Origin of the sequence: Pseudomonas moraviensis subsp. stanleyae (assembly GCF_036283065.1) — a bacterium.
GTDB lineage: Bacteria > Pseudomonadota > Gammaproteobacteria > Pseudomonadales > Pseudomonadaceae > Aquipseudomonas > Aquipseudomonas stanleyae.
Window position 1 is genome coordinate 150,262 of the sequence record NZ_JAADJI010000006.1, and the last position, 26,925, is coordinate 177,186.

General features: G+C 61.1%; 19 protein-coding genes. 13 read left to right on the forward strand and 6 right to left on the reverse strand.

The genetic code is table 11. The features are described from left to right. Window positions 1–345: 345 nt before the first annotated feature. Window positions 346–1,722, reverse strand: coding sequence for an L-serine ammonia-lyase (locus tag GXB78_RS12375; RefSeq protein WP_329515593.1), 1,377 nt, complete (start codon window positions 1,720–1,722; stop codon window positions 346–348). Between the two features lie 435 nt (window positions 1,723–2,157). Here GXB78_RS12375 and GXB78_RS12380 point away from each other — a divergent pair, with 435 nt between their 5' ends. From GXB78_RS12380 to choV, 3 genes are all read left to right on the forward strand, one after another. Beyond that, entirely contained in the window at window positions 2,158–3,105 is a 948-nt protein-coding gene (locus tag GXB78_RS12380; RefSeq protein ID WP_064365331.1) for a choline ABC transporter substrate-binding protein, read from the forward strand. A gap of 77 nt (window positions 3,106–3,182) precedes the next feature. After that, window positions 3,183–4,028, forward strand: a complete 846-nt coding sequence (gene choW / locus GXB78_RS12385; RefSeq protein ID WP_016772805.1) for a choline ABC transporter permease subunit — start codon at window positions 3,183–3,185, stop codon at window positions 4,026–4,028. Further along, on the forward strand, window positions 4,025–5,203 hold the full coding sequence (gene choV, locus GXB78_RS12390; protein WP_034153601.1) for a choline ABC transporter ATP-binding protein: 1,179 nt from the start codon (window positions 4,025–4,027) through the stop codon (window positions 5,201–5,203). The genes choW and choV overlap by 4 nt, the downstream gene beginning before the upstream one ends. Window positions 5,204–5,458: 255 nt before the next feature. On the opposite strand, the gene GXB78_RS12395 is transcribed toward choV, so the two are convergent. Beyond that, entirely contained in the window at window positions 5,459–7,399 is a 1,941-nt protein-coding gene (locus tag GXB78_RS12395) for a BCCT family transporter (RefSeq protein WP_329515744.1), read from the reverse strand. Window positions 7,400–7,885: 486 nt separating this feature from the next. On the opposite strand from GXB78_RS12395, the gene betI reads away from it, so the two are divergent. From betI to yccS, 9 genes are all read left to right on the forward strand, one after another. Further along, entirely contained in the window at window positions 7,886–8,479 is a 594-nt protein-coding gene (gene betI, locus GXB78_RS12400; protein ID WP_042561476.1) for a transcriptional regulator BetI, read from the forward strand. A gap of 87 nt (window positions 8,480–8,566) precedes the next feature. Further along, the gene (betB, locus tag GXB78_RS12405) at window positions 8,567–10,039 is read left to right on the forward strand and encodes a betaine-aldehyde dehydrogenase (RefSeq protein WP_329515594.1); all 1,473 of its coding nucleotides are present in this window, start codon (window positions 8,567–8,569) and stop codon (window positions 10,037–10,039) included. 143 nt (window positions 10,040–10,182) lie between these two features. Further along, window positions 10,183–11,886: a choline dehydrogenase gene (betA, locus tag GXB78_RS12410; RefSeq protein ID WP_122612391.1), complete on the forward strand. Its 1,704-nt coding sequence runs from the start codon at window positions 10,183–10,185 to the stop codon at window positions 11,884–11,886. Between the two features lie 261 nt (window positions 11,887–12,147). Next, the gene (locus GXB78_RS12415; protein WP_329515595.1) at window positions 12,148–13,590 is read left to right on the forward strand and encodes a TldD/PmbA family protein; all 1,443 of its coding nucleotides are present in this window, start codon (window positions 12,148–12,150) and stop codon (window positions 13,588–13,590) included. Then, window positions 13,590–14,927: a TldD/PmbA family protein gene (locus GXB78_RS12420; RefSeq protein WP_329515596.1), complete on the forward strand. Its 1,338-nt coding sequence runs from the start codon at window positions 13,590–13,592 to the stop codon at window positions 14,925–14,927. Before GXB78_RS12415 ends, GXB78_RS12420 begins: the two co-directional genes overlap by 1 nt. 212 nt (window positions 14,928–15,139) lie before the next feature. Further along, a complete protein-coding gene (gene mdtD / locus GXB78_RS12425) occupies window positions 15,140–16,567 on the forward strand; it encodes a multidrug transporter subunit MdtD (protein WP_253496656.1) in 1,428 nt (475 codons plus the stop codon). Between the two features lie 229 nt (window positions 16,568–16,796). Further along, window positions 16,797–18,182 (forward strand): ATP-dependent RNA helicase DbpA, encoded by a 1,386-nt coding sequence (gene dbpA, locus GXB78_RS12430; protein ID WP_024014613.1) that lies wholly within the window; start codon window positions 16,797–16,799, stop codon window positions 18,180–18,182. A 153-nt stretch (window positions 18,183–18,335) separates the two neighbouring features. Then, on the forward strand, window positions 18,336–19,514 hold the full coding sequence (locus GXB78_RS12435) for a BaiN/RdsA family NAD(P)/FAD-dependent oxidoreductase (protein ID WP_329515597.1): 1,179 nt from the start codon (window positions 18,336–18,338) through the stop codon (window positions 19,512–19,514). A 263-nt stretch (window positions 19,515–19,777) separates the two neighbouring features. Beyond that, window positions 19,778–21,952, forward strand: coding sequence for a YccS family putative transporter (gene yccS / locus GXB78_RS12440; protein WP_329515598.1), 2,175 nt, complete (start codon window positions 19,778–19,780; stop codon window positions 21,950–21,952). Window positions 21,953–22,115: 163 nt separating this feature from the next. Here the strand turns inward: yccS and GXB78_RS12445 are convergent, their stop codons facing one another. Next, window positions 22,116–22,853: a substrate-binding periplasmic protein gene (locus GXB78_RS12445; RefSeq protein ID WP_329515599.1), complete on the reverse strand. Its 738-nt coding sequence runs from the start codon at window positions 22,851–22,853 to the stop codon at window positions 22,116–22,118. A 255-nt stretch (window positions 22,854–23,108) separates the two neighbouring features. Here GXB78_RS12445 and GXB78_RS12450 point away from each other — a divergent pair, with 255 nt between their 5' ends. After that, window positions 23,109–23,561 carry a GNAT family N-acetyltransferase gene (locus GXB78_RS12450; RefSeq protein WP_329515600.1) on the forward strand — a complete coding sequence of 151 codons (453 nt, stop codon included), beginning with the start codon at window positions 23,109–23,111 and terminating at the stop codon, window positions 23,559–23,561. A gap of 187 nt (window positions 23,562–23,748) precedes the next feature. Here the strand turns inward: GXB78_RS12450 and GXB78_RS12455 are convergent, their stop codons facing one another. The 3 genes from GXB78_RS12455 to GXB78_RS12465 are packed head-to-tail and all read right to left on the reverse strand — an operon-like array spanning window position 23,749 to window position 26,727. Beyond that, on the reverse strand, window positions 23,749–24,045 hold the full coding sequence (locus tag GXB78_RS12455) for a winged helix-turn-helix domain-containing protein (protein WP_003229005.1): 297 nt from the start codon (window positions 24,043–24,045) through the stop codon (window positions 23,749–23,751). A gap of 18 nt (window positions 24,046–24,063) precedes the next feature. Next, window positions 24,064–24,558 carry a M48 metallopeptidase family protein gene (locus GXB78_RS12460; RefSeq protein ID WP_186549295.1) on the reverse strand — a complete coding sequence of 165 codons (495 nt, stop codon included), beginning with the start codon at window positions 24,556–24,558 and terminating at the stop codon, window positions 24,064–24,066. Window positions 24,559–24,603: 45 nt separating this feature from the next. After that, complete coding sequence (locus GXB78_RS12465) at window positions 24,604–26,727, reverse strand: putative bifunctional diguanylate cyclase/phosphodiesterase (RefSeq protein ID WP_329515601.1); 2,124 nt, start codon at window positions 26,725–26,727, stop codon at window positions 24,604–24,606. Window positions 26,728–26,925: the final 198 nt, after the last annotated feature.

Sequence of the window (26,925 nt, forward strand, 5' to 3'; positions counted from 1 at the left end):
CGCCGCAACGACGCTGCCACGCAGGCTGTGAGCAGATCGGTAGCACTTGTGGGAACTGGCCTGCAGAGGGTTTGCACAGAGTGTCACCGCAAGCACGGGCGACGGACGGTCAGGTAACGACTGACAAGTCACGACTGGCAATGACTCTTGTCTGATTGCGACGCGCCAAAACGTGGCGTGGATGGATTGGGGTGTTCTTTTGTTGAGCAGTTTTGACTGGTCTGGCCCCTTCGCGAGCAGGCTCGCTCCCACATTGGAAACCTGGGGTTCACAAATACTGTGCTCACAGGAGATCCATTGTGGGAGCGAGCCTGCTCGCGAAGAATCCACCTCAGTGTGGCGGGTTCAACACTCAACCGCGCTGACCGCCAACCCACCACGCGAAGTTTCCTTATATTTGTCATGCATATCGGCGCCGGTATCGCGCATGGTGCGTATCACCCGGTCCAGCGAGATAAAGTGCTGACCGTCGCCACGCAGGGCCATTTGCGCGGCGTTGATCGCCTTCACCGCCGCGATCGCATTGCGCTCGATGCACGGCACCTGCACCAGACCACCGACCGGGTCGCAGGTCAGGCCCAGGTTGTGCTCCAGGCCGATTTCCGCCGCGTTGCACAATTGTTCAGGTGTGGCGCCAAGAATCTCCGCCAGCCCCGCCGCCGCCATCGCGCAGGCCGAACCGACCTCGCCCTGACAACCAACTTCGGCGCCAGAGATCGAAGCATTCTTCTTGCACAGAATGCCGACCGCCGCTGCGCTGAGGAAATAATCGACGACGTTGGCGTCGGTCACCGCCTCGCTGAACTTCATGAAATAGTGCAGCACCGCCGGAATGATCCCCGCCGCGCCGTTGGTCGGTGCGGTGACCATACGCCCGCCGGCGGCATTCTCTTCATTGACGGCCAGGGCGAACAGGTTGACCCACTCCATGGCGCTCAGGGTCGAGCCGATGACATTGGGTTTGTTCAGCTCTTGCAGGCTGCGGTGCAACTTCGCCGCGCGCCGGCGCACATTCAAGCCACCGGGCAGAATGCCTTCGTGCTTGAGGCCCTGCTCGACGCAATCCTGCATCGCCCGCCACAGCTTCATCAGGCCGGCGCGGATCTCTTCTTCGCTGCGCCAGACCTTTTCGTTGGCCATCATCAGTTCGGCAACGCGCAGGTTGTGCGTCTTGCACAGCTCCAGCAGCTCGACTGCGCTGGAGAACTCGTAGGGCAATTCGGTGCGATCCAGATCGACCACACCGCTGGCCGCTTGCGCCTCGTCAACGACGAAGCCACCACCGATTGAATAATAGGTGTCGCGGTGCAGCTCACCGGACTCGCCTTCGGCAATCAGGGTCATGGCGTTGGGATGGAATGGCAGGTTTTCATCGATCAGGCGCATGTCCCGGGACCAGACAAACGGCACCGACAGACGACCTTCCAATAACAGCGTATGCGTCTCGCGCAGCGCCTGAATGCGCGGGCCAATCTGCGACGGGTCGATTGCGTCCGGCCATTCCCCCATCAGGCCCATGATCACCGCGTTATCGCTGCCGTGACCGACACCGGTAGCCGACAGCGAACCGAACAATTGCACCTCGATGCGCCGCACCTGCTCCAACTGATGCTTGTCGCGCAGCGACTCGAGGAACAGCGCGGCGGCGCGCATCGGGCCGACGGTGTGGGAACTGGAAGGGCCGATGCCGATTTTGAACAGGTCGAAAACGCTGATAGCCATTGCTGCGAAGCTCCTGAGAATACCGGTCCGGGCGGCAAAAGCGCCCGCTGGCGGAGCTGCTACGCTCAAGCTGCGATCCGCCGAATGCCGGCATCATCGGGCTTTTGTCGGCGCGCACGGCGTCTGACACCGACGCACTCATGTCCAGCAGCGTCGTTACGTTTTCGCCCCGCAAATACGCCGTTTTTATGCAGTTGCGCGGGTCCTCGGGGGCGGAAAAAAGCTGTAAGCGACGTCACCGACACTGGAAGCGACCATCCCTGTACTGGATACGACCCTCCCTGTAGGCGTCAGATTTTCACTGGTACATGATCGGGATGACTCGATTGCAAGGCGCTGCGGTAGAGCTGTCTTTAGAACGCCACCAACCGCAACCCATAAGTGCGGTGGTCCACAGTCGGAACACTGCCAAAAAAAACACCAAGGAGTCCATCCATGAAAGGTTCCCCGTCGTTGTTGTTGGCCGCCCTGCTGAGTCTGCCGTTACTGGCGCAAGCCGCAGAACCGGCACAGTGCAGCCTCGTTAACTTCTCCGATGTCGGCTGGACCGACATCACCGCGACCACCGCCACCACTTCCGTTGTTCTCAACGCCCTCGGCTACAAGACCAAGACCACCATGATCTCCGTGCCCGTGACCTACAAGTCGCTGGCCGACGGCAAGAACATGGACGTGTTTCTCGGTAACTGGATGCCGACCATGGAGAACGACATCAAGCCCTATCGCGATGCCGGCACAGTCGACACCGTGCGCACCAATCTCAAGGGTGCCAAATACACCCTTGCCGTGCCGCAAGCCCTGTACGACAAAGGCCTGCATGACTTCGCCGATATCGCCAAATTCAAGAAAGAGCTCGACGGCAAGATCTACGGCATCGAGCCGGGCAACGACGGCAACCGGCTGATCCAGAGCATGATCGACAAGGACGCCTTCGGCCTGAAAACCGCCGGTTTCAAAGTCGTCGAATCGTCCGAGGCCGGCATGCTCTCGCAGGTCGACCGGGCGCAGAAACGCGACACCGCCGTGGTCTTCCTCGGCTGGGCGCCGCACCCGATGAACAAGCGCTTCAAGATTCAGTACCTGACCGGCGGCGACGACTTCTTCGGCCCCGATTTCGGCGCAGCCACCGTGGCCACCAACACCCGCAAGGGTTACGCCGAAGAATGCAGCAATGTCGGTCAGCTGTTGAAAAACCTGGAGTTCACCGTCGACATGGAAAGTGAACTGATGGGCAACATCCTCGACGACAAGATGAAGCCTGACGCGGCCGCCAAGGCCTGGCTGAAAAAGAATCCACAGGTGCTCGAAACCTGGCTCGCTGGCGTGACCACCATTGACGGTAAACCAGGCCTGGAGGCCGTGAAAGCCAAGCTCGCGCCTTGATTCGAGGGGCATCGCTTATGCCGGGCAGGCGTGCCTGTCCGGGCTGTTAATTTCCTTGCATGCGGACGTTCACTACCATGCTGATTGATCAGAAAATACCTCTAGGCCAGTACATCGCGGGCTTCGTCGAATGGTTGACGCAACACGGCGCCAACACCTTCGACGCAATCGCCGTGACACTGGAAACGATGATCCACGGCGTGACGTTTGCGCTGACCTGGTTCAACCCACTGGTGCTGATTGGCCTGATCGCCATCATCGCCCACCTGATTCAACGCAAGTGGGGCCTGACCGCGTTCGTGGTCGCCTCGTTCCTGCTCATCCTCAATCTGGGGTACTGGCAGGAAACCATGGAAACCCTCGCCCAGGTGCTGTTCGCCACCCTGGTCTGCGTGTTGATCGGCGTGCCGCTGGGCATCGTCGCCGCGCACAAACCGATGTTCTACACCATGATGCGGCCGGTGCTCGATCTGATGCAGACCGTGCCGACCTTCGTTTACCTCATTCCTACCCTGACCCTCTTCGGGCTGGGTGTGGTGCCGGGCCTGATCTCCACGGTGGTCTTCGCCATCGCGGCGCCGATCCGCCTGACCTACCTGGGCATCCGCGATGTCCCGCAAGAACTGATGGACGCCGGCAAGGCCTTCGGCTGCTCGCGTCGCCAACTGCTCTCAAGGATCGAACTGCCGCACGCCATGCCAAGCATCGCGGCCGGCATCACCCAGTGCATCATGCTGTCGCTGTCGATGGTGGTGATTGCGGCACTGGTCGGCGCCGACGGACTCGGCAAACCGGTGGTCAACGCACTGAACACTGCTGATATTGCGCTGGGCTTCGAAGCAGGCCTGGCAATCGTACTGCTGGCGATCATGCTCGACCGTATCTGCAAACAACCCGACGCCAAAGTAGGGGGTGACGCATGAGCATAATTCGCTTCGAAGACGTCGACGTAATCTTCTCCAAAGATCCACGCGAGGCACTCAAGCTGCTCGATCAGGGCATGACCCGCAACGAGATCCTCAAGAAGACCGGGCAGATCGTCGGCGTGGAAAAAGCCACGCTGGACATCAACAAGGGCGAGATCTGCGTGCTGATGGGCCTGTCCGGATCGGGCAAATCGAGCCTGCTGCGCTGCATCAACGGCCTCAACACCGTGAGCCGCGGCAAGTTGTTCGTCGAGCATGAGAACCGCCAGATCGACATCGCTTCCTGCACCCCCGCCGAGCTGAAAATGATGCGCACCAAGCGCATCGCCATGGTGTTCCAGAAGTTCGCCCTGATGCCCTGGCTGACGGTGCGCGAAAACATCAGTTTCGGTCTGGAAATGCAGGGCCGACCGGAGAAGGAACGCAAGAAACTCGTCGACGAGAAACTCGAACTGGTCGGCTTGACGCAGTGGCGCAACAAGAAGCCGGACGAACTCTCCGGCGGCATGCAGCAGCGCGTCGGCCTCGCCCGTGCGCTGGCGATGGACGCCGATATTCTGCTGATGGACGAACCGTTCTCGGCCCTCGACCCGCTGATCCGCCAGGGCTTGCAGGACGAATTGCTGGAGCTGCAACGCAAGCTGAGCAAGACCATCGTGTTCGTGAGCCACGACCTCGATGAAGCCCTCAAACTCGGCAGCCGCATTGCGATCATGAAAGACGGCCGGATCATCCAGTACAGCGTGCCGGAAGAAATCGTCCTCAACCCGGCGGACGATTATGTGCGTACCTTTGTCGCGCACACCAACCCGCTCAACGTGCTCTGCGGCCGCAGCCTGATGCGCACCCTGGACAAGTGCAAACGCATCAACGGCTCGGTGTGCCTCGATCCGGGCGGCGACTCGTGGCTGGACCTGGCCGAAGGCAACACCATCAAAGGCGCACGGCAGAACGGCTCAGTACTCAACCTGCAGAACTGGGCACCGGGGCAAGCGGTGGAAGGCCTGGAGCGCAAGCCGACGCTGGTGGACTCGAACATCGGCATGCGTGACGCACTGCAGATCCGTTATCAGACCGGCAACAAGCTGGTGCTGCACGATGACAACCATGTGGTGGGGATTCTGGGTGACAGCGAGTTGTATCACGCGCTGTTGGGCAAGAATCTGGGGTAATGCTCCAGGTGGGATAAAAAAAAGGGATCGCGGTGAGCGATCCCTTTTTGTTGGGTCAGGAATAGCCCCTCACCCTAGCCCTCTCCCAGAGGGAGAGGGGACCGATCGGGGGATGCTGCAGATCTGCACCGACCTGATCTTGCTTTACCGAATCCATAATCGACTCGATCTCTCAGGTCGATGTATGACGCTAGACATCTCGGTCAGCTCCCTCTCCCTCCGGGAGAGGGCTGGTTGGAGGGCAAGCTTTTGACTTTAGCTATACACCCGGCCAAGAAGCTGCCGATGGCTCTCGAACTGATCGAGCACATCCCGCGTAATCTGCTCCGGGGTGAAGCCCATCAAGTCGTAATCCTGACTGCCATTGTGCAGATACACCTCGGCCCGGTAATAACGCTGGCGCGCTTCATCCGATTGCGCCGATTCGGTCGGAGTCGCCAGATAGCCGTCCAGGCTCACTTCGTAAACGAAAGGGTTGCCCTCTTCCATTTCGACCCGCACGCCCATGCAGCGCTTGGCCTTGCCCAACAGCGTCTGCACTTCAATCCCCTGATTGCGCAATTGCGCCGCTGCATCCTCCAGCGCCGGGGTGACGTGTTTGTCCATGAAGCGCTGCACCACGGATTGGCTCGGCTGTAGATCAAGTTGCGTCAGACGCTCGCTGAATCCACGGCGTCCGCGTTCGGCCAGTTGCGCTTGTTCCTGTTCGATCTGCACGTCCTGGCGCATCGCCTTGTGCAGGCCGAACATGAAGCAGATCAGCACCACCGAAAACGGCAGGCCGGCCAGCACCACCATGGTCTGCATGGCTTCGAAGTTGCCGGCGAACAGCAGGCCGATGGTCACCAGCGTGATCACCACCGACCAGAAGATCCGCAGCCAGTGCGGCGCGTCTTCATCGACGTTGCCGCCCTTGCACGACAGATTCGCCATCATCACCGCGCCAGAGTCGGCCGGGGTCAGGAACAGCACGAAGCCGACGAAGATCGACACCCCAATCACGACTTTCGACGCCGGGTAATGCTCAAGCAACTGATAGATCGCCATCGACGGCTGTTCCAGCGCCGTCTTGCCCAGCTCCACCGCGCCCTGATTCATCACCAGATCCAGCGCCGAGTTGCCGAAGATCGACAGCCACGCCAAGGTGAAGCCCAGCGGAATCAGCAGCACGCCAGCGACCAGTTCACGCACGCTGCGGCCACGGGAAATCCGCGCGATGAACATGCCCACGAATGGCGCCCAGGAAATCCACCAGGCCCAATAGAACAGGGTCCACAGGCCCAACCAGCGGTCGGACTTGGCGTTGTCGCCTTCATAGACGTACAGGTCGAAAGTCTTCAGCACCACGCCGTTGAGGTAGTCACCGATGTTCTGCACAAAGCCGTTGAGCAAGTGCAGGGTCGGGCCGAACAGCAGGACGAAAATCAGCAGGCCGCTGAACAGCACGATGTTCAGGTTGGACAGACGACGAATGCCGTTTTCCACACCCGACACGGCAGCGATAGTCGCCACGGTGCTCATGACGATGATGACGATCAGCAGGTTGGTGTTGCTGTGCTCCATGCCGAACAGGTTTTCCAGTCCGGACGACACTTGCAGCGAGCCAATCCCCAGGTTGGTCACCAGACCCAGCAGCGTTACGAACATGCCGAAGCCGTCCACCGCGTGCCCGGCCGCGCCCTTGACCCAACGCTCACCGACCAGCGGATACAACGCCGAACGCAGCGCCAGCGGCTGGTTATGCCGATAGGCAAAATACGCCACGGCCAGACCGACCAGCGCGTAGATCGCCCAGCCGTGCAGGCCCCAGTGCAGGAAAGTCAGTTGCACCGCCTGCCGCGCGGCCATATTCGTGGCCGAGGTGCCTTCCGGCGGATTGAAATAGTGATCCAGCGGCTCGGACGCGCCGAAGTACAACAGCGAAATGCCGATGCCCGACGAGAACAGCATCCCCGCCCAGGCGCCGTAACTGAAATCCGGGGTGTCGTCCTTGCTGCCCAGTTTGAGTTTGCCGTACGAGGAAAACGCCAGACCGACCACGAACACCAGGTAGGCAGCGATCACCACCATGTAGTACCAGCCGAAGCTGCGCGACAACCAGGCCTGGGCCATGCCCAACATTCTGCCGGCCTCTTGCGGGGCGATGATCAGAATGGCGGTCAACAACAGAATCAGCGCGGTCGAGGTGTAGAACACCCAACCGTTGACCGTCACCTTCTCGGGCGGGGTCTTTATTAGCGAGGCAGAACTCATGGCACAAATGCTCCAGGCAGTGCGAGAGAAGAACACAAGGCATCACGGAACCCGACCAATCGGTTAGTTGGCAGCCGACCGGCGGGTGATATAAAGACACTCCGAAAAAAGCCCGAACCTGCCGAAATGGCGTTGCGTATTCGCTTTCGTGGCCAGAGGTGACGGACGTTCATCCGAAACCTGGCCGCGAGCGTCTTGCCCTTTCAACACGTCCATCGAATCGCGAACCGCGCCATGCCCCACGCAGGTTTCGAGCCGTTTCAGGTGTCGGTTTTTATCGTCATCACGCGTAGGAATTTTCTGTAGGCAGCGACGAATTGTCGCAGATCTTATTCTTTGTTGATTGAACGTTCAATCAAAACAAAATAGACTGGCCCTCAATCCGATCGGCGTCATTCGCCCCTCGGAAGGCCTAAGGAGATGTGCAAGATGCCCAAGGTCGGTATGCAACCCATCCGCCGCCAACAACTGATCGAAGCCACTTTGCAGGCGGTCGATCAGGTCGGAATGGGGGACGCCAGCATTGCGCTGATCGCCCGTTTGGCCGGTGTCTCGAATGGCATCATCAGTCATTACTTTCAGGACAAGAACGGCCTGATCGCCGCCACGATGCGGTACCTGATGACCGCCCTCAGCGAGAGCGTCACCGCGCGCCGTCAGGCGCTGGCAGATGACAGCCCACGGGCGCATCTGCAGGTGATCATCGAAGGCAACTTCGACGCCAGCCAGGTCAATGGCCCGGCAATGAAAACCTGGCTGGCCTTCTGGGCCACCAGCATGCACCAGCCGTCTTTGCACAGGTTGCAGCGGATCAACGATCACCGTCTGTATTCCAACCTGTGCTGCCAGTTCCGCCGTGTGCTGCCGCTCGAAGATGCGCGCAGTGCGGCCCGGGGTCTGGCAGCGTTGATTGACGGCTTGTGGTTGCGCGGCGCGCTGTCGGGGGATGCTTTCGACACGGCGCAAGCGCAACAGATCGCTTACGAATACATGGATTTCCAATTGGCCAAGCAGGTGAGCTAGAGCACACAGAAACGCTCAGCCCCTGAACTCCACCGCAGCGTCATCGCGGTGGTCAACGCCAACCACCAATGCACTTGCGAGGACACTATGGCCCGTTTCGAACTGCAAAAACTCTACATCGATGGCGCGTATACCGATGCTGGCAGCGACGCCACCTTCGAAGCCATCAACCCGGCGAACGGTGAAGTCCTCGCACTGGTGCAGCGTGCGACCAAGGACGACGTCGAGCGCGCCGTGGTCAGCGCCGAAAAGGGCCAGAAAATCTGGGCCGGGATGACCGCCATGGAGCGTTCGCGCATCCTGCGTCGCGCCGTCGACATCCTGCGCGAGCGCAACGATGAACTGGCCGCGCTGGAAACCCTGGACACCGGCAAATCCTTCTCCGAAACCAAATACGTCGACATCGTCACCGGCGCCGACGTGCTGGAATACTACGCAGGCCTGGTGCCCGCCATCGAAGGCGAGCAGATCCCGCTGCGTGACACCTCTTTCGTTTACACCCGTCGCGAGCCGCTGGGCGTGGTCGCCGGTATCGGCGCGTGGAACTACCCGATCCAGATCGCCCTGTGGAAATCCGCTCCAGCCCTGGCGGCCGGTAACGCGATGATCTTCAAGCCAAGCGAAGTCACCTCGCTGACCACTCTGAAACTGGCCGAGATCTACACCGAAGCCGGCGTGCCGAACGGCGTGTTCAACGTCCTGACCGGCAGCGGTCGCGAAGTCGGCACCTGGCTGACCGAGCACCCGCGCATCGAGAAAATCTCCTTCACCGGCGGCACCGACACCGGCAAGAAAGTCATGGCCAGCGCCTCGGCTTCGTCGCTGAAAGACGTGACCATGGAACTGGGCGGCAAGTCGCCGCTGATCATCTGCGACGACGCCGATCTTGATCGCGCCGCCGACACGGCGATGATGGCCAACTTCTACAGCTCCGGTCAGGTCTGCACCAACGGCACTCGCGTATTCGTACCGGCGCACCTGAAAGCCGCTTTTGAAGCCAAGATCGTTGAGCGCGTTGCACGCATCCGCGTCGGCAACCCGGAAGACGAAAACACCAACTTCGGCCCGCTGGTCAGCTTCGCCCACATGGAAAGCGTGTTGGCCTACATCGAAAAAGGTAAGGAACAAGGCGCGCGCGTACTGTGCGGCGGTGGTCGTCTGACCGACGGCGAGTTCGCCAAAGGCGCGTTCGTTGCGCCGACCGTGTTCACCGACTGTACCGACGACATGACCATCGTCCGCGAAGAAATCTTCGGCCCGGTGATGGCAATCCTCTCCTACGAAACCGAAGAAGAAGTAATCCGCCGCGCCAACGACACCGACTTCGGTCTGGCTGCCGGTATCGTCACCAAAGACCTGAACCGCGCTCACCGCGTGATTCATCAACTCGAAGCAGGCATCTGCTGGATCAACGCCTGGGGCGAGTCCGACGCGAAAATGCCGGTCGGCGGCTACAAGCAGTCGGGCGTGGGCCGTGAGAACGGGATCAGCTCGCTGAACAACTTCACCCGCATCAAATCGGTGCAGGTCGAGCTGGGCGATTACGTCTCGGTGTTCTGATGAGCTGATCAGCTTCAAGCGGCAAGCTCCAAGCTGCAAGTAAAAGCAGTCTGGGTTTGCCGCCTCCCCGATTTCAAAGTCACAGCTCGCTGCTTTTTCTTGCAGCTCGCAGCTTGCGGCTTGTAGCTCCTTCAGGAGAACTTATGACTCAAGAATACGATTACATCATCATCGGCGCCGGCTCGGCTGGTAACACCCTGGCGACCCGACTGACTGAAGACGAAGGCGTCACCGTTCTGCTGCTTGAAGCTGGCGGCCCGGATTATCGTCTCGATTTCCGTACCCAGATGCCCGCCGCGCTGGCGTTCCCGCTGCAGGGTCGTCGCTACAACTGGGCCTATGAAACCGATCCAGAGCCGCACATGGACGGCCGCCGGATGGAATGCGGTCGCGGCAAGGGCCTCGGCGGCTCTTCGCTGATCAACGGCATGTGCTACATCCGTGGCAATGCCATGGACTACGACGGCTGGGCGAAACTGCCGGGCCTGGAAGACTGGTCGTACCTCGATTGCCTGCCGTACTTCCGCAAAGCCGAAACCCGTGACATCGGCCCGAACGATTACCACGGTGGCGACGGCCCGGTCAGCGTGACCACGCCGAAAGCCGGCAACAATCCGCTGTTTCACGCCATGGTTGAAGCCGGCGTGCAGGCCGGTTACCCGCGCACCGAAGACCTCAACGGTTACCAGCAGGAAGGCTTCGGCCCGATGGACCGCACCGTCACGCCGAACGGCCGCCGTGCTTCCACCGCCCGTGGCTACCTCGACATCGCCAAGAAGCGCTCGACCCTGACCATCGTTACCCACGCCCTGACCGACAAGATTCTCTTTGAAGGCAAGCGTGCGGTCGGCGTGCGTTACCTGATCGGCGACGCTGAAGAACGCGTTGAAGCCAAGGCACGCAAGGAAGTCCTGCTGTGCTCCGGCGCCATCGCTTCGCCGCAGATTCTGCAGCGCTCCGGTGTCGGCCCGGCGAAACTGCTGGAAAGCCTCGACATCCCGGTGGTGCACGATCTGCCGGGCGTTGGTGAAAACCTGCAGGATCACCTTGAGCTGTACCTGCAATACGCCTGCACCCAACCGGTCTCGCTGTACCCGTCGCTGCTCTGGTACAACCAGCCGGCGATCGGTGCCGAGTGGCTGTTCAACGGCACCGGCATCGGCGCCAGCAACCAGTTCGAGGCCGGCGGTTTCATCCGTTCGCGTCCGGAATTCGAGTGGCCGAACATCCAGTACCACTTCCTGCCGGTGGCGATTAACTACAACGGCAGCAACGGTGTGAAAGAACACGGTTTCCAGGCGCACATGGGTTCCATGCGTTCGCCGAGCCGTGGCCGCATCCAGGTCAAATCCAAGGATCCGCGCCAGCACCCGAGCATCCTGTTCAACTACATGGCCACCGAGCAGGACTGGCAGGAATTCCGCGACGGCATCCGCCTGACCCGCGAGATCATGCAGCAGCCGGCCCTCGACGCGTTCCGTGGCCGCGAAATCAGCCCGGGCATCGACGTGCAAACCGATGAGCAGTTGGACAAGTTCATCCGCGAGCACGCCGAAACCGCGTTCCACCCGTCCTGCTCGTGCAAGATGGGCACCGACGAGATGGCGGTGGTCGATGGCGAAGGTCGTGTGCACGGCATGCAGAGCCTGCGTGTGGTCGATGCCTCGATCATGCCGATCATCACCACCGGCAACCTCAACGCGCCGACGATCATGATGGCGGAGAAAATCGCCGACAAGATCCGTGGCCGCAAGCCGCTGCCGCGCAGCAATGCGGCGTACTACGTCGCGAACGGCGCGCCGGTCAAGGGCAAGCCGATGCGTGATATCACCCCCGTTACGCAGTAAGTCGTAATACCGAGGCGCGGCCTTCGCGAGCAGGCTCGCTCCCACACTGGATCTGTGGCATTCACAAATCCCCTGTGGGAGCGAGCCTGCTCGCGAAGAGGCCCTCACAGCAACACACAATTCCCCGCTGCACAGTAAAACCTCCTACAGCCCCTCTTCACTTGATCCTACCCCCACGCAGGCCTACTCTAGACCTCGCGCAACCGTTTCACCCCTCCCCGCTGTCGCCATGCCGCTACTCCATTACAAGGAGGTTCCCGAATGTTCGATTTCCACCCCCAGCTCAAGCAGCGCTTCGCTGCCTTGCGCACGGGCGCTGAATTTTTTTCCCTGCGGTATGTGCGCGAGTCCGGGCAGTACCTGTCGGTGCGTAAGAACGTCGCCGAACCGCCGAGCCTGAGCCGCGATGAAGGGGCGATGCTCACCGTACGCGTCAATGGCGTCGAAGCCTACGCGGCGACCAACGACTTGTCGCAACAAGGCCTGCAAGCCGCGCTTGAACGCGCCGAACTGCAAGCCCGCCGGCTCAAGCCGCAGGCCTTGCTCGACCTGCGCGAGCAGACGCTTTCCAGTGACCGCGCTGATTATTTTTCACCCAACCTCGAACAGCCCTTCCCGTCCCTGAGTGAATGCTTCGATCTGCTCGGTGCGGAGTCCGCTTCGGTGCCCAAGGATGAACGCCTGGTCAATTGGCAGGTGAGCATCGGCATCACCCATGTCGAGCAGATCTACCTGAGCAGCGCCGGCGCCGAATTGCGCCAGGCCCAGCGCTTCGTTTATCCGAGCCTCGACGTCACCGCCTACGACGGCAACGACAGCCAGACCCGCAGCCTCGGCCGCGAGAACTTCGGCCAGCAGGGTGGCGCCGATGTCATCAGCCGCTGCGGTCTGGTCGGTGCAGGTCCGCAAGTCGCCGACCAGGCCCTGCAACTGCTGCTCGCGCCGAACACCCCGCAAGGCCCGCGCGACCTGCTGCTGATGCCTGATCAGATGATGCTGCAGATCCATGAATCCATCGGTCACCCGCTGGAGCTCGACCGCATCCTCGGCGATGAGCGCAATTACGCCGGCACCAGTTTCGTCAAGACCAGCGATTTCGGCAGCCTGCAATACGGCTCGAATTTGCTCAACGTGACTTTCGACCCTGGCATCCCGGAAGAACTCGCCAGCTATGGCCATGACGACGACGGCACTGCGGCGAGCAAACAATTCCTGATTCGCGACGGCCTGTTGCTGCGGCCACTGGGCGGAGCGCTGTCGCAATATCGCGCCGGTCTCGATGGCGTTGCCAACAGCCGCGCCTGCGGCTGGAACCGCCCGCCGATCGACCGCATGGCCAACCTCAATATCGAGCCCGGCGATCAGACGCTGGAGCAGATGATCGGCGGTATCGAGCACGGCATCCTGATGAGCACCAACCGCTCGTGGTCGATCGACGATGCGCGCAACAAATTCCAGTTCGGCTGCGAATGGGGCCAGTTGATCGAGCATGGTGAACTTAAAGGCGTGGTGAAAAATCCCAACTACCGGGCGATTTCCGCGCACTTCTGGAAGAGCCTGCGCGCCGTCGGCGATGCCAGCACCGTCAAGGTGCTGGGCACGCCGAACTGCGGCAAGGGCGAACCGAACCAGGTGATTCGCGTCGGCCACGCTTCGCCGGCCTGCGTATTCAGCAACATTGATGTGTTTGGGGGAGACGCCTGATGAGCATTTCGAAGCGTCAGTCCGACGCCTTCAAGGTCATGGTCAACTGGCTGCGCGACAGCGTGCGCGAGCCGGAACAGTTCACGCTCAGCTACGCCGCCGAGGCCTCGGCGTTCGTGCGCTTCAATCACGCCAAGGTGCGCCAGGCCGGGCAGGTGCAACAGGCCAACGTCGGCCTGAAACTGATCAACGACGGTCGCCACGCCGACCTGCAGATCACCTTGTCCGGGGATCAGGAGGCCGATCTGCAACGGCTCGCCGAGGGCCTGCAGCAATTGCGCGAAACCCTGCCGCTGCTGCCGCAGGATCCGTACCTGCTGCTCAATCACAACAGCTGGCAGAGCACGCACGTACAAGCGCATCCGCTGCCGGATACCGAAGACGTCGTCGGGCAAATCTGCGCTGCCGCTGAAGGTCTGGATCTGGTCGGTTTTTATGCTGCCGGTCCGATCAGCCGCGGTTTCGCCAGTTCCGCCGGCGCGTTCGGCTGGCATGAAGCCAACAGCTTCAATTTCGATTTCAGCCTGTTCCATGAAAACGGCGAAGCGGTGAAGGCCAGCTACGCCGGGCACGACTGGAGCGACGAGGGCTTTGCCCGGCGTTTCGCCCAGGCCCGCGAACAGCTTGAGTTTCTCGGCCGACCGTTACGCACTTTGGCACCCGGTCAGTACCGCGCCTATCTGGCGCCGGCGGCACTGGAAGAGATTATGGGCATGCTCAGTTGGGGCGGTTTTTCGGCGCAGTCGATTGCCAGCAAGAGCAGTCCGTTGCAGAAGCTCTACGTCGGCGATCAGGCGTTCAGCCCGCTGCTTTCGCTGGATGAAAAAGTCAGCGAGTCGCTGAGCCCGGCGTTTTCCGCCGAGGGTTATCCGCGCAGCGATCTGCGGCTGATCATCGAGGGCAAGGCTGGCGATCAGCTGGTCGGCTCGCGCAGCGCCGCCGAATACGGCCTGACCGCGAACGGTGCGGGCGGCGGCGAGATGCCCAGTGCGTTGAACATGGCCGCCGGTGATCTGTCGCAGGAACAGATCCTCAAGCAGTTGGGCACCGGGCTGTACATCAGCAACCTGTGGTACCTGAACTACTCGGATCAACCGGCGGCGCGCATGACCGGCATGACCCGCTTCGCGACTTTCTGGGTCGAGAACGGCGAGATCCAGGCACCGGTCAGCACCATGCGTTTCGATGACAGCGCCTACAACCTGCTTGGTTCGCAGCTGGAGGCGCTGACCACCGAGCGTGAGCTACTGCTGTCGGCGAGTACGTACAGCCAGCGCAATACCTCGTCGGCGTTGTTGCCGGGGGCGCTGGTCAGCCGACTGACCTTGACCCTGTAAATTGCCCCCCGATGAGGGGGGCACACTCAACTGTGGCGAGGGAGCTTGCTCCCGCTGGGTTGCGAAGCGACCCCAAAACCGGAGCTCACGGTGTTCCAGTAATACCGCGCAGGCCGGATTCACGACGGCTGCGCCGCCGAGCGGGAGCAAGCTCCCTCGCCACAGAGTTTCATTCAGACCGACAAGCCGGATTAACCACCCTCAGAGGTTCCATGCCCAACCGCCCGCCTCTCGACGCCATCACCGCCCGCTGGTTGCCGTGGGTCGTCGCCATTGCGTTCTTCATGCAGTCCCTCGACGGGACCATCCTCAATACCGCGCTGCCGGCCATGGCCAGCGATCTGGCCGAAGACCCGTTGCGCATGCAGGGCGTGATCATTGCCTACATGCTCACGGTGGCCCTGCTGATCCCGGCCTCCGGCTGGATCGCTGACCGCTTCGGCACCAAGAAAATCTTCTTCGGCGCGATTCTGCTGTTCAGCTTCGGCTCATTGCTCTGCGCCTTGTCCAGCAGCCTGAGCATGCTCATCGGTGCGCGGGTGATTCAGGGCCTCGGTGGCGCGCTGATGCTGCCGGTCGGGCGACTGGTGGTGCTGCGTGCGTACCCGCGTTCGGAACTGGTGCGGATCATGGGTTTCATCACCATTCCCGGCCTGCTCGGTCCGCTGATCGGCCCGACCATGGGCGGCTGGATGGTGGAATACCTGACGTGGCACTGGATCTTCCTGATCAATCTGCCGGTCGGGGTCATCGGTTGTTATGCGGTGTGGAAGTTCATTCCCGACCTGCGCGGCACGGAGCGCACGCGCTTCGATAGCCTCGGTTTTCTGCTGTTCGGCGCGGCGATGATCCTCATCACCATTGCCATGGAAGGCCTTGGCGAACTGCACTTGCCGCACCTGCGGGTGATGTTGCTGCTGTTCGCCGGCATGGCCTGTCTGGCGGCATACTGGCTGCGCGCCGGGCACATCGAAAACCCGTTGTTCGCGCCGTCATTGTTCAAGACCCGCACCTTCGCCGTCGGCATTCTCGGCAACCTGTTCGCGCGCCTGGGCAGCGGCGCTTTGCCGTTTCTGGTGCCGTTGTTGCTGCAAGTGGCGCTGGGCTATTCGCCGTCGCAGGCCGGGATGAGCATGTTGCCGCTGGCCGCTGCGGCGATGGTCGCCAAGTGGGTCGCACGGCCGCTGATCGAACGCCTCGGCTATCGCATCGTCCTCACCGGCAACACACTGGCGCTGGGGATCATGCTGGCGAGCATGGGCCTGGTCAGCGAGCAGACGCCGTACTGGCTGCTGCTCTGCCTGCTGGCGGTGCTGGGGGCGATCAACTCGCTGCAATTCACCGCGATGAACACCGTGACCCTGATCGACCTCGACGATGCCAGCGCCAGCAGCGGCAACAGTCTGCTGTCGGTGGTCGCGCAATTGTCGCTGAGCCTCGGGGTGGCCTGCGCCGGTGCGCTGCTCGGCGGCTTCACCGCGAAAGTCGGCAACGATGGTGTGGAAACCGTGCTCGGCGCCTTCCAGTTGACCTTCGTTACGGTCGGGGTGATGGCGATGCTGGCCGCGACGATCTTTTCGCAGCTGTCGAAGGAAGACGGACGCCGGGCGAAGCGGCCGCAGGAGCACATCGAACACTGATGGGTGATGCAGGGCTTCTGTGGCGAGGGAGCTTGCTCCCGCTGGACTGCGCAGCAGGCCCTGCTTTTTGAGTAGAAAAGCGGGGGCCGCTTCGCGCCCCAGCGGGAGCAAGCTCCCTCGCCACAGGTTTAACGCCACTTGGATAAACGTGGCTGTTCGTCCAGAACTGTCGAGGAAACCGGCACGGGGCTGCTACACTGCGCGACATTTTGTTTTGCAGGCCAGTCCCGTGACCACCATCGCCACCGCTTTTAATACTCTGCCGCTGTCCGCCGCCATGCTGGCTAACCTCGAATCACTCGGTTATGCCCAGATGACGCCGATCCAGGCGCAGAGCTTGCCGGTGATCCTCAAGGGGATGGACCTGATCGCCCAGGCCAAGACTGGCAGCGGCAAGACCGCCGCGTTCGGCATCGGCCTGCTCAACCCGATCAACCCGCGCTACTTCGGCTGCCAGGCGCTGGTGATCTGCCCGACCCGCGAGCTGGCCGACCAGGTGGCCAAGGAAGTCCGCCGCCTGGCCCGCGCCGAAGACAATATCAAGGTCCTGACCCTCTGCGGTGGCGTGTCGTTCGGCCCGCAGATCGCTTCGCTGGAGCACGGCGCGCACATCATCGTCGGCACCCCGGGGCGGATTCAGCAGCACTTGCGCAAGGGTTCGCTGGTGCTCGACGGCCTGAACACGCTGATCCTCGACGAAGCCGACCGCATGCTCGACATGGGTTTCTACGACGCCATCGAAGACATCATCATCAAGACCCCCGAGCGCCGCCAGACTCTGCTGTTCTCCGCGACCTACCCGGTGGGCATCAAGCAGCTTGCTTCAAAGTTCATGCGCGATCCGCAGACCGTCAAGGCCGAAGCCTTCCACGACGACACGCAGATCGAGCAGCGCTTCTACGAGATCTCCCCGGAAGAGCGCATGAGCGCGGTGACCAAAGTCCTGCACCACTTCCGTCCGGCGTCCTGCGTGGCCTTCTGCTTCACCAAGCAGCAAGTGCAGGAAACCGTTGATCACCTGACCGCCAAAGGCATCTCCGCCGTCGGCCTGCACGGCGATCTGGAACAGCGTGACCGCGATCAGGTGCTGGCGATGTTCGCCAACCGCAGCACCTCCGTACTGGTCGCCACCGACGTCGCGGCCCGTGGTCTGGATATCGATGCGCTGGACATGGTGATCAACGTCGAGCTGGCGCGGGATTCGGAAATCCACATCCACCGCGTCGGCCGCACCGGTCGCGCGGGCGAGAAAGGCATTGCCATCAGCCTCGTGGCGCCGTCCGAAGCGCACCGCGCGCAAGCCATCGAACAACTGCAGAAAGCGCCGCTGAACTGGGATCAGATCGACAACCTCAAGTCCCAGGGCCTGGCACCGCTGCAACCACCGATGACCACCCTGTGCATCGGTGCTGGCCGTAAAGACAAAGTGCGTCCGGGCGACATTCTTGGCGCGTTGACCGGCGAAGCGGGCATTCCCGGTGCGCAGGTGGGCAAGATTGCGATCTTTGATTTCCAGGCTTATGTCGCTGTCGAGCGCACCGTGGCCATGCAGGCCTTGCAGCGTCTGAACGACGGCAAGATCAAGGGCCGCTCGTTGCGCGTGCGTATTCTGTAAGCGATCTTCCACCGATAGGAGATCCCCTGTGGGAGCGAGCCTGCTCGCGAATGCAATCTGTCAGTCGACATCATTGTTGAATGACACAACGCTTTCGCGAGCAGGCTCGCTCCCACAGTTTGTTTTGTAGCGACCCACCAAGAGGACACCGTTTTGCGCTCTACCGAAGTCGTGATCATTGGCGCTGGCGCCGCCGGCTTGATGTGTGCCCTGACCGCCGCCGGGCGTGGTCGTCAGGTGTTGCTGCTTGACCACGCGAACAAGGCCGGCAAGAAAATCCTCATGTCCGGCGGTGGCCGCTGCAATTTCACCAACATGTACACCGAACCGAGCAACTTCCTCTCGCAGAACCCGCATTTCTGCAAATCCGCGCTGGCGCGTTACACCCAGTGGGATTTCATTGCTCTGGTTGGCAAACACAGTGTGCCGTACCACGAGAAGAAACTCGGCCAGCTGTTCTGCGATAACAAATCCAGCGACATCCTCGGCCTGCTCCTCGATGAATGCGCTCAGGCCGGCGTCGAGCTGCAACTGGACACTTCGATCCAGACCATCGAAAAAACCGACAACGGTTATTTGCTCGACACCACCCTGGGCCAGGTTCAGTGCCAGTCGCTGGTGATTGCCACCGGCGGCCTGTCGATCCCGACCCTGGGCGCTACCGGTTTCGGCTATCAGGTGGCCAAACAATTCGGCCATGAATTGCTGCCGACCCGCGCCGGGCTGGTGCCATTCACCATCACCGATCAGCTCAAGGACTTGTGCACAGAGCTGTCCGGCACCTCGGTGGATTGTCTGGTCAGCTGCAATGACCAGAGCTTTCGCGAGAACATCCTGTTCACCCACCGTGGCCTCAGCGGCCCGGCGATCCTGCAGATTTCTTCGTTCTGGGAACCCGGTGACACGGTAGAGATCAACCTGCTGCCGGACCACGACGCGGCGATCTGGCTGCAACAGCAGGTCGCCGAACGCCCGAACAGCGAACTGAAAACTTTGCTTGGCGAAATCTTCACCAAGAAGATGGCCAATCTGCTGGCGGACCACTGGTTTGTCTCCAAACCGATGAAGCAGTACACCCACGCTGAACTGGCGGAGATTGCCGAGAAGCTCGGCAGCTGGAAAGTCGTGCCGGCGGGGACTGAAGGCTATCGCACGGCTGAGGTGACCCTCGGTGGCGTCGATACCCGCGAAGTGTCCTCGAAGACCATGGAATCGCTGAAAAGCCCGGGCCTGTATTTCATCGGCGAAGTGCTCGACGTCACCGGGCACCTGGGCGGCTTCAACTTCCAATGGGCCTGGGCCTCGGGCTACGCTGCTGCGCAGTTCGTCTGATCCACGTCTTTCAAATGTGAAATGCAATCCCTGTGGGAGCTGGCTTGCCAGCGATGAGGCCGGCACATCCAACATCGATGTTGAATGCTAGGACGCAATCGCTGGCAAGCCAGCTCCCACAGGTTTTTGTGCCAATCCCCAAATTGAGTTCGACAAAAAAGCAGTCAGGAACACTTTTTGCTGTCAGATGTGCTCGGCGCCATTGCGTCGGCGCCATTACTGGCTCAATTTAGCGGCATCGCCTCGGAAGGCCTTCGCACTTCATGTCCTCGACCTCGTTTCGTCAGTCTTTGCGGCGCCTGTGGGCGCTGGATAAATTCAGTTACAGCGTGCGGGTATTCATCGCCCTGACCGGCAGCATGGCGCTGTGCTGGCATCAGGATGAAATGGGCCTGCTGATCCCGTTGTTCCTCGGCATCATCGCCAGCGCTCTGGCCGAGACCGACGACAGTTGGCAGGGCCGTCTCAACGCGCTCGCGGTGACGCTGGTGTGTTTCAGCATCGCCGCGCTGTCGGTGGAATTGCTCTTTCCTTACCCGATCATTTTTGCCGTGGCCCTGGCGCTGGCCAGTTTCGGCCTGACCATGCTCGGCGCGCTGGGCGAGCGTTACGGCGCGATCGCCTCGGCGACGCTGATTCTCTCGGTCTACACGATGATCGGCGTCGATCAGCGCGGCGGCGCGGTCACCGATTTCTGGCACGAACCGATGCTGCTGGTCGCTGGCGCGGCGTGGTACGGCCTGTTGTCGGTGCTGTGGCAGGCGCTGTTTTCCAATCAACCCGTGCAGCAGAGTCTGGCGCGCCTGTTCCGTGAACTGGGTCTTTACCTGAAGCTGAAATCCTCGCTGTTCGAACCGATCCGGCAGATGGACGTCGAAGCCCGCCGCCTCGAACTGGCGCAGCAGAATGGCCGGGTGGTCGCCGCACTCAACACCGCCAAGGAAATCATCCTGCACCGGGTCGGCAACGGTCGACCGGGCTCGAAAGTCAGCCGCTATCTGAAGCTGTATTTCCTTGCGCAGGACATCCACGAACGCGCCAGCTCTTCGCATTACCCTTACAACGCGCTGGCCGAGGCGTTCTTCCACAGTGACGTGCTGTTCCGCTGCCAGCGCCTGCTGCGCCAGCAAGGCAAGGCCTGCCGGGCGTTGGCCGAGTCGATTCAGATGCGCCAGCCGTTCATTTATGACGCCAGTTTCGCCGAAGCCCTGAACGACCTGCACGCCTCCCTCGAACACTTGCGCATCCAGAGCAACCCGGCATGGCGCGGCCTGCTGCGCTCGTTGCGCGCACTGGCGGCCAACCTCGGTACCCTCGACCGCTTGCTCAGTGACGCCAGCAATCCCGACGCTCTGGCGGATGCCACCGACAGCAGCCTGCTCGACCGTTCACCGCGCAATCTCAAGGACGTGTGGATTCGCCTGCGCACGCAACTGACGCCGACCTCGCTGCTGTTCCGCCATGCCCTGCGCCTGCCGCTGGCACTGAGCATCGGCTACGGCATGGTGCACCTGATTCACCCGTCGCAGGGCTACTGGATCATCCTCACCACACTGTTCGTCTGCCAGCCGAACTACGGCGCCACCCGGCGCAAACTCGGTCAGCGGATCATCGGCACGGCGATTGGCCTGACGGTGGCGTGGGCGCTGTTCGATCTGTTCCCCAACCCGGTGGTGCAATCGTGTTTCGCCATCGCTGCCGGCGTGGTGTTCTTCACCAACCGCACCACCCGCTACACCCTGGCGACGGCGGCGATCACCATCATGGTGCTGTTCTGCTTCAATCAGGTCGGCGACGGTTACGGGCTGTTCCTGCCCCGGCTGTTCGATACCTTGCTCGGCAGTTTGATTGCGGGGCTGGCGGTGTTCCTGTTTTTGCCGGACTGGCAGGGCCGACGCCTGAACAAGGTGCTGGCCAACACCCTGACCTGCAACAGCATCTACCTGCGGCAGATCATGCAGCAATACGCCGCCGGCAAGAGCGACGACCTCGCCTATCGCCTGGCCCGCCGCAACGCGCACAACGCCGATGCGGCACTGTCGACGACGCTGGCGAACATGCTGATGGAGCCGGGGCATTTCCGAAAGGAAGCGGATGTCGGTTTCCGTTTTCTGGTGTTGTCGCACACCCTGCTCAGTTACCTGTCCGGGCTCGGCGCACACCGCGAAACGCAGCTGCCAGCCGACGTGCGTGAGCATCTGATCGAAGGCGCGGGGGTGAAACTGGCAACCAGCATCGACGAAATCGCCCAAGGCCTGGCGAGCAAGCAGCCGATTGCGATTCAGAGTGATGAAGAGGAAGCGCTGGCCAACGAGCTGGAACAGATGCCGGAAGAGATTGATGAGGGGCAGCGGCTGGTGCAGACGCAATTGGCGCTGATCTGCCGGCAGTTGGGGCCGCTTCGGACGTTGGCGGCGCATTTGATCAAAGAGGTCTAGCTGCAAGCTGCAAGCTGCAAGCTGCAAGCTGCAAGCTGCAAGCTGCAAGCTGCAAGCTGCAAGCTGCAAGCTGCAAGCTGCAAGCTGCAAGCTTCAAGTTAGAAGCCGGGTTGCGTTCGGCTTGTAGCTTGTAGCTTGCAGCTTGCAGCTTGCAGCTCCCCCACTACATTCCATGCCGCCGCAACAACTTCTCATAGGTGCCGTCAGCCTTCATCGCTGCAATCGCTCGATCAAACCCGGCGACAATCTGCTCATGCTGCGGATTCTTCAGGCTGACCAATATGTGCAAGCTGTTTTCACTTAAAGGCTTGGGCAAGAATTCCACGGAATTGCGCACCTTGGCCGATTCCCGCGCCAGGTAATACTTCGCCACGTACTCGTCTTCCAGGGTCAGCTTGACCCGGTCGGCCGAGAGCATGCGCACGCCCATGGCGAAGTTGTGCACAGGGACTTTCTGCATTGCCGTGTCGGCATCGAACGGTGCGGAATAGGCATACCCGCGCACCACCGCAATCGGATAGGTATGCAGTTGCTCAAGATTGTTGTAGTCGATGGGTGCGTCTTTGCGCTTGAGGAAGCGAATGCGGTTGATCAGGTACTCGCCGGAAAACTGACCGATCTGCGTGCGCTCGTCGTTGTACCAGGCATTGACCAGCACGTCGTAACGTCCCTCGCCAACCCCCAGCAACGCCCGCGCCCACGGCACTTGCTCGTAACCGCTGGCATAACCGGCGCGAGCCAGTGCGGTGCTGACAATGTCGGTGGCCAGGCCACCGTTGAGCAGCGCGTCGTCGGTAAACGGCGGCCAGTTATCGAACACCAGCCGCAGCTTCTGCGCTGCAGCATCCTGGCCGAGCAACAGCAGTCCGATCAAAGCGCAAGCTTGAAGCAATCGCAGCATGCTTGAACATCCTCAGCGGGCATCCGCCCGACGTGGTTTCACGTCAAAATCCAAGGCCCCTTACCGGCAAAACCCAAGCATTGAACATTAGCTCATGGGAACCAGTGCACAGTGCTCTTGAGCAGATTACACAAAGTCGCGGGCGCCGCGAGAAAGGAATGATGGCATTTTGACCTTTATCACAGACTGTTGCGCCATACAGACATACGGAGCCAGTGCGCTTAGTATCGGGCGACGTGTTCAAGGAATCGAAAAATGACAATCGAGTGGATCTGCAAACATCACAGCGACTTGGGCAAAGAACAGTTGTACGCGCTATTGAAGCTGCGCTCGGACGTATTCGTGGTCGAACAGAAATGCGCCTATCCGGACCTCGACGGTCAGGATCTGGAAGGCGATACCTACCATCTGATGGGCTGGGAAAACGATCAGTTGATGGCTTACCTGCGCCTGCTCGATCCGGAATCCCAAGGCGGCGACGTGGTGATTGGCCGGGTGATTACCGCCCCTGCCGGGCGTGGCAAGGGACTGGGTCACGCGATGATGGAACAGGCGTTGAAACAGGCCGAGAAGCATTGGCCGCAAGTGCCGATTTATCTGTCGGCGCAGGCGCATTTGCAGGGGTATTACGGCAGATACGGGTTTGAAGTGGCGGGTGAGGAATATCTGGAGGATGGCATTCCTCACATCGGGATGCGTCGCGCCTGAACAGCCCCTCACCCTAACCCTCTCCCAGAGGGAGAGGGGACTGACCTTGGTGTCTTGGGCCATGCGGCGACCTGAAAAACAGTGTCGATTATGGATTCAACAGCATTCGCTCACTTCGGTGAAATTCTACAATTTCCCCCGATCGGCTCCCTCTCCCTCTGGGAGAGGGCTGGGGTGAGGGGTTTTTTCAGGGATACTCAAGAACAGCCTTGATCTGCCGCAAATTGCGTTCGATCCACCCGCGATCAATCGCCCCCCACTCGCGAATCCGATAGCGCCCGGCATGATTGCGCGCCCCCTCTTCCTGCTCGAATTCACAAACGATATCCAGATCGGCCAGCGCGGCAATCGTGTCCTGCGCCGTGCGCCGAGGCATGCCGGTGACTTCGGTCAGCGCCGGCACGCTGGGCGCCAGGCCACTGTCGATCAGATAGGCCACATACAATCGGCGGTAGAAACTGCTTTTGGTCTTGCTTACGTCCATCCACACCTTCCTGATTGGTTAAGCCTGCATATCCCGCCACGTCAGGTACACGCGCAGATCGAACTCGATCTGGTGATACCCCGGCAGCATGTGCTCGCACAATTTATAGAACGCCTTGTTGTGATCCGATTCCTTGAAGTGCGCCAGCTCGTGCACCACGATCATCTTCAGAAAGTCCGGCGCGGCGTCCTTGAACAGCGAGGCGATGCGGATTTCCTTGTTGGCCTTGAGCTTGCCGCCCTGCACCCGCGAGACCGTAGTGTGCAGACCGAGGGCGCGGTGGGTCAGGTCGAGGCGGTTGTCGAACAGCACCTTGTCGATGGCCGGCGCGTTGCGCATGTATTGCTGTTTCAGATCCAGCGCGTAGCTGTACAACGCCTTGTCGCTCTGCACGTCATGGCGTCCCGAATAGCGTTGGTCGAGGTAATCACCCAGCCGCCCTTCGGCGATCAGTTGGCGCACCTGATCCTGCAAACGCTCGGGATAGGCCTGGAGGTACTTCAAGACAGTCATGGACGGGCAGCACGGCGCGGAAAAAGGTGCGCCAGTGTAGCGAATTCAACCGGCCAGCGCGCTCCAGTCGAACGGCTCGGCAAAGCGGACCGCGTCCTCGGCGACCAAGGGTCGCGCCACCAGGAAACCTTGCACGTACTCGCAGCCATGGGCTTGCAGCCACCGGTATTGCTCGACGGTTTCCACCCCCTCGGCGATCACCAGCAGGCCGTATTGCTTGCACAGGTCGATGACCATGCGCACCAGCGCAGCATCACGCGGCGAGTCTGGCAGGCGCGCGATGAGGTGGCGGTCGAGCTTCAGCGTGTCCAGCTCCAGATCACGCAGATGCGCCAGCGAGCATGATCCGGAACCGAAATCATCCAGCGCCACGCGCACCCCGAGATGACGCAGCAACCGCAGTTGCTTGCGGGTCTCGTCCGGGTTTTGCATCAACGCTTCTTCGGTGACTTCGACCTCCAATTGCTGCGGCTGCAACGCATGGCGCTCCATGACCTGACGCAGTTCGGTGACCAGATTCGGCAAGCCGAACTGGGTGTTGCTCAGGCTCACCCCGAGCACCAGATCTTCGGCGAACAGCGCTTCCCAGGCTTTGCGCTGGCCGGCGCCGCGATGATAGATCCAGCTGCCGAGGCGACTGATCAAGCGTGCCTCTTCCAGCAACGGCAGAAACAACCCCGGCGGCACATCGCCAACGCTCGGATGCTGCCAGCGCAGCAACGCTTCGAAACCACGAATCTGCCCGCTGGCGATCGCCACCTGCGGCTGATACACCAGATTGAAATCGCGGTTTTCGATGGCCTCGCGCACGCTGTCTTCCAGCATCAGGCGCGAGCGTGCGCGGCCATTCATTTCGGGGTCATAGAAGCGATATTGCTGACGCCCGGCACGCTTGGCTTCGTACATGGCAATGTCCGAGGCGCGCAGCAAGCCGTCGAGGTTGCGGCCACAGTCGGGATAGGTGGCGATGCCGATACTGGCGCCAAGGACAATATCCAGACCTTCGATCTGCTGACAGACCGACACCCGCTCGATGAGCTTCTCGGCAATCTTCGCCGCTTGCTCGGGAAATTCCAGATCCAGCAGCGCGGTGAATTCATCGCCGCCCATGCGCGCGAGAATATCGAACGGCCGCAGACACGCCTTCAACTGCTCGGAAACCCAGCGCAACACGCGATCGCCGGCATCGTGGCCGAGGGAATCATTGACCCGTTTGAAGCCGTCGAGATCGAGATAAAGCAGCACCCAGCTGCTGTCACTGCGTTCGCCGCGCAGCAGCAGGTTTTCCACGGTCTGGTAGAAACCCCGCCGGTTGAGCAGGCCGGTCAGCGGATCGGTGACCGCCTGAAACTCCAGTTGCTGGTGCAAATGACGCACCACCGACATGTCCAGCACAGTCACCACCATCGCGTGCTGCTCCGAGGACAGCGGCGCACAGGACAACGCCACCGGCACCTGCTGCCCGGGCGCCGTGCGCAGCAACGCATCGTGCAGACGCAGGGTTTCGCCGCGCTGGTAGCCGGCGTAAAACTCGGAATCGGCCCACAGCGGAATATGCGGCTTCTGCAGGAAGTCGAGAAACTCCTTGCCCTCAAGCTCCTTGACCGGCGCGTTGAGCAGCCGCGAAATCGCCGGGTTGGCAAAGCGAATCACGCCGTCCTCGCTCAACACCAGAATGCCTTCGGCGGCGTTATCCAGCACCGAGGCATTGAAGGCGCGCGCCACTTCCAGATCATGGCTGAGGCGTTGCAGGGCACGGCGATTGCGCTGGTGCTCGAGCAACGCCTGGACCTTGGGCTTGAGGATTTGCGGATCGAACGGTTTGAACAGGTAATCCACCGCGCCGCTGGCATAGCCTTTGATCACGGCGTCCTGGGATTGCTCGTTGGCAGTAAGGAAAATGATCGGCGTCAGGCGCGTGCGCTGACTGCCGCGCATCAGCCGTGCGACTTCGAAACCGTCCATGCCGGGCATCTGCACATCAAGCAGGACCAGGTCGATGTCGTGTTCGAGCAAAAGGTTGAGCGCCTCGAAACCGGAGGCGGCGGTCATCACGTGCCAATCCTGACGCTGCAGCAACGCGCGCATGCTGATCAGGTTTTCGGGGTAATCATCGACGATCAAAAGGACCGAGCTGCCTTCACCTGGCTGGGGTTGCGCGCATTCCATGCTGCTTCTCTTATCGGGACCGGTTGCCGGCAAAACCATAGACGTACTGAGCCTTCACTCTAGTCGCGGATGCCGCAAAGCAGAAGCAGCCGCCACGCCATCATTTGGCCAATGTTCCGTCGAGCCGACTAACGGTCACCGCCACAGCCCCCGAAAACCGGGCGGGATGGCATTTCGACAGGACTTTGACGTCAAGTA

Excerpts from the sequence above, each read along its gene's own strand:
- GXB78_RS12465 (WP_329515601.1), bottom strand. The coding sequence starts at position 26,727 with ATGGAATGCGCGCAACCCCAGCCAGGTGAAGGCAGCTCGGTCCTTTTG.
- GXB78_RS12460 (WP_186549295.1), bottom strand. The coding sequence starts at position 24,558 with ATGACTGTCTTGAAGTACCTCCAGGCCTATCCCGAGCGTTTGCAGGAT.
- GXB78_RS12455 (WP_003229005.1), bottom strand. The coding sequence starts at position 24,045 with ATGGACGTAAGCAAGACCAAAAGCAGTTTCTACCGCCGATTGTATGTG.
- betA (WP_122612391.1), top strand. The coding sequence starts at position 10,183 with ATGACTCAAGAATACGATTACATCATCATCGGCGCCGGCTCGGCTGGT.
- GXB78_RS12445 (WP_329515599.1), bottom strand. The coding sequence starts at position 22,853 with ATGCTGCGATTGCTTCAAGCTTGCGCTTTGATCGGACTGCTGTTGCTC.
- GXB78_RS12380 (WP_064365331.1), top strand. The coding sequence starts at position 2,158 with ATGAAAGGTTCCCCGTCGTTGTTGTTGGCCGCCCTGCTGAGTCTGCCG.
- GXB78_RS12450 (WP_329515600.1), top strand. The coding sequence starts at position 23,109 with ATGACAATCGAGTGGATCTGCAAACATCACAGCGACTTGGGCAAAGAA.
- GXB78_RS12420 (WP_329515596.1), top strand. The coding sequence starts at position 13,590 with ATGAGCATTTCGAAGCGTCAGTCCGACGCCTTCAAGGTCATGGTCAAC.
- choV (WP_034153601.1), top strand. The coding sequence starts at position 4,025 with ATGAGCATAATTCGCTTCGAAGACGTCGACGTAATCTTCTCCAAAGAT.
- GXB78_RS12375 (WP_329515593.1), bottom strand. The coding sequence starts at position 1,722 with ATGGCTATCAGCGTTTTCGACCTGTTCAAAATCGGCATCGGCCCTTCC.
- mdtD (WP_253496656.1), top strand. The coding sequence starts at position 15,140 with ATGCCCAACCGCCCGCCTCTCGACGCCATCACCGCCCGCTGGTTGCCG.
- GXB78_RS12415 (WP_329515595.1), top strand. The coding sequence starts at position 12,148 with ATGTTCGATTTCCACCCCCAGCTCAAGCAGCGCTTCGCTGCCTTGCGC.
- choW (WP_016772805.1), top strand. The coding sequence starts at position 3,183 with ATGCTGATTGATCAGAAAATACCTCTAGGCCAGTACATCGCGGGCTTC.
- yccS (WP_329515598.1), top strand. The coding sequence starts at position 19,778 with ATGTCCTCGACCTCGTTTCGTCAGTCTTTGCGGCGCCTGTGGGCGCTG.
- betI (WP_042561476.1), top strand. The coding sequence starts at position 7,886 with ATGCCCAAGGTCGGTATGCAACCCATCCGCCGCCAACAACTGATCGAA.
- betB (WP_329515594.1), top strand. The coding sequence starts at position 8,567 with ATGGCCCGTTTCGAACTGCAAAAACTCTACATCGATGGCGCGTATACC.